Annotated in this window: 4 protein-coding genes; 2 read left to right on the top strand and 2 right to left on the bottom strand. The window is 48.8% G+C overall.

Features of this window, described 5'->3' with window-relative positions; genetic code table 11:
- Positions 1-121 precede the first annotated feature (121 nt).
- Both murA and AC4E7D_RS13820 read left to right on the top strand, forming a co-directional pair.
- Positions 122-1429, top strand: coding sequence for a UDP-N-acetylglucosamine 1-carboxyvinyltransferase (murA, locus tag AC4E7D_RS13825; protein ID WP_490174363.1), 1308 nt, complete (start codon positions 122-124; stop codon positions 1427-1429).
- 17 nt (positions 1430-1446) lie between these two features.
- On the top strand, positions 1447-1773 hold the full coding sequence (locus AC4E7D_RS13820; protein ID WP_490174362.1) for a GNAT family N-acetyltransferase: 327 nt from the start codon (positions 1447-1449) through the stop codon (positions 1771-1773).
- A 27-nt stretch (positions 1774-1800) separates the two neighbouring features.
- On the opposite strand, the gene AC4E7D_RS13815 is transcribed toward AC4E7D_RS13820, so the two are convergent.
- Complete coding sequence (locus tag AC4E7D_RS13815; protein WP_490174361.1) at positions 1801-2232, bottom strand: hypothetical protein; 432 nt, start codon at positions 2230-2232, stop codon at positions 1801-1803.
- Positions 2232-2534 (bottom strand): pirin-like C-terminal cupin domain-containing protein (locus AC4E7D_RS13810; protein WP_490174360.1); only part of this gene is annotated, 303 nt, incomplete at its 5' end. The genes AC4E7D_RS13815 and AC4E7D_RS13810, both read right to left, overlap by 1 nt.

Raw genomic sequence — 2534 nt, 5'->3', positions numbered from 1 at the left:
CCTCACAGACAGCGGACAATTCCTGAAAACACGATCATCAAAATCTAACCGCAGCAGCAGTTCTGGCAAAAAAGGTCGCGGAGGAAGCCGCGGTAAAAAACGATATTAATCCGAAATATTAATGGGTACATTTAAAATCGAGGGTGGCCACAAACTCCACGGGGAGATCAGGCCACAGGGGGCAAAGAATGAGGCACTGCAAATTCTTTGTGCCGTACTGCTAACCCCTGAAAAAGTCACCATTAACAATATCCCAGACATTCTGGATGTCAATAAACTCATCTTGCTGCTCGAAGACCTGGGGGTCAAGATCCAGAAAAAAGGCAAGGGTTCGTATACTTTCAAGGCAGACGATATCAACCTCGATTATTTACAATCGGAAAAGTTCAAGCAAGACGGGAGAGGCCTCAGGGGCTCCATTATGCTTGTAGGTCCATTGCTGGCACGATTTGGCAAAGGCTACATCCCTAAGCCCGGAGGGGATAAGATCGGCCGCAGGAGGTTGGATACCCATTTTGAGGGATTTATCAACCTTGGGGCCAAGTTCAGGTATAACCGCGAAGAACATTTCTATGGGGTTGAGGCCAAAAAGCTCAAAGGCGCCTACATGCTGCTTGATGAAGCTTCCGTTACGGGAACAGCCAATATCGTTATGGCCGCTGTTCTGGCAGAAGGCAAGACCACCATTTACAATGCCGCCTGCGAACCTTATCTGCAACAGCTGTGCAAAATGCTCAACCGCATGGGCGCCAGGATTAGTGGCATTGGCTCAAACCTGCTCGAAATAGAGGGGGTGAAGGAACTGGGCGGAACAGAGCATAGTATGCTTCCCGATATGATTGAAATAGGGAGCTGGATCGGATTGGCGGCAATGACCAGGAGCGAGCTTACCATCAAAGATGTGAGCTGGGAACACCTGGGCCAGATCCCCAATGCCTTCCGCAAGTTGGGTATCACCCTGGAACGAAAGGGAGAGGATATCCTTATTCCGGAACACAAGGACGGTTATAGGATCCAAAGTTACATAGATGGGTCCATCCTTACCGTTGCCGATGCCCCCTGGCCGGGACTCACGCCAGACCTGTTGAGTATTATCCTGGTAGTAGCTACCCAGGCAAAGGGCGAGGTGCTTGTCCATCAGAAAATGTTCGAAAGCCGACTCTTCTTTGTAGATAAGCTTATTGATATGGGTGCCAAAATCATTTTGTGTGATCCACACCGGGCAACTGTTATAGGGCATGATTTTAAATATACCTTAAAGGCAACGACCATGGTATCCCCCGATATCCGCGCCGGGATTTCCCTCTTGATTGCCGCCCTCAGCGCCAAAGGCACTTCTACCATTCACAATATTGAACAGATCGATCGGGGTTACGAAGACATTGATACCCGGCTACGCGCCATCGGAGCCCAGATTGTAAGGGTATAAGTCAGGACTGGGACCTCATGAATTCAATCAACTGGAAAAAGCAGCCCCTTATTAACCGGGACAAGGGTTCCAAAAAGCGTTTTGAGCTTGGAGAAAACCCGGATGTTCCTTTTGTTGAATACATCCTGAATACGCAAAACACTATTTTCTTGACCCATACAGAAGTCCCGGTTGGCCTGGAGGGAAATGGAATTGGGGGCATTCTTGTAGGAAAAGTGCTGGATCAAATCAAAGAATCGGGAAAACTGATGGCTCCCCTTTGTCCGTTTGTGGCTGCCTATCTCAAAAAGCATCCTGAAAAAGCCGAAGGTATACTTGCACCAGGCTATTCGATCGGATCTTAACTAATTACCCCTTATTTGTTCTCCAGGTTATTGTACGCCTGTAATCTTTATGTAGGCGACCAGATCCAATATTAATATGAGCGTCCATACGCCGGTACGCAGCCAGTTCCTTTGTACCAGACGCCTGAGGTCTTTACTTGTTGCCTGCCCCTTGCCGATACGTTCGTGAATGGGAACGAAAAGAAAAAAAGTGGTCCCCCAGCTCAGCAATACCAGTAAGAAAACCAATAGAGACAGGCCTGTTGCCCTGGTGATCACATGAAAAAGCGAAAGTGCCAGTTGCGACAACATCAACGGGGCTACGATTATCGTGATCCTTGGGGTGTACAGTTTATGCCAGGACGTTAAATCAGAAGGGGAATAGGCCAGGAAACCTGGATATATGATTAGCTGTACCATCCAGGTCAGTATAAACAGGCCAGCATCCACCAGCAATTCAGCAAGTAACCAGTTGTCCATTACCGTTCCTCCAAATGCCCGTCCGGGTACAGTGCGAACCGTCCCTTATCCCGGGCATGAACGTGTTCTGCTTTCGGCCAGGGCCAGCCCCCGAATTCTGTATCCCTGTATTCCTGCATGGCTTGGTGGATCTCTTCCTGGGTATTCATAACAAACGGACCGTATTTTGCCACAGGTTCTGAAATGGGCTTGCCTTGCAAAAGCAGTAAGGAAGTTGGTTGCTCTCCATTGCGAAGAGATATGGCAGCGCCAGGAACCAGGTCAGCCCCGTGTTCAAGGGCCATAGTTTGTTCGTTTATCTG

It is taken from the genome of Lentiprolixibacter sp., from assembly GCF_982873095.1.
This window is presented reverse-complemented; position numbering and strand designations above follow the sequence as displayed.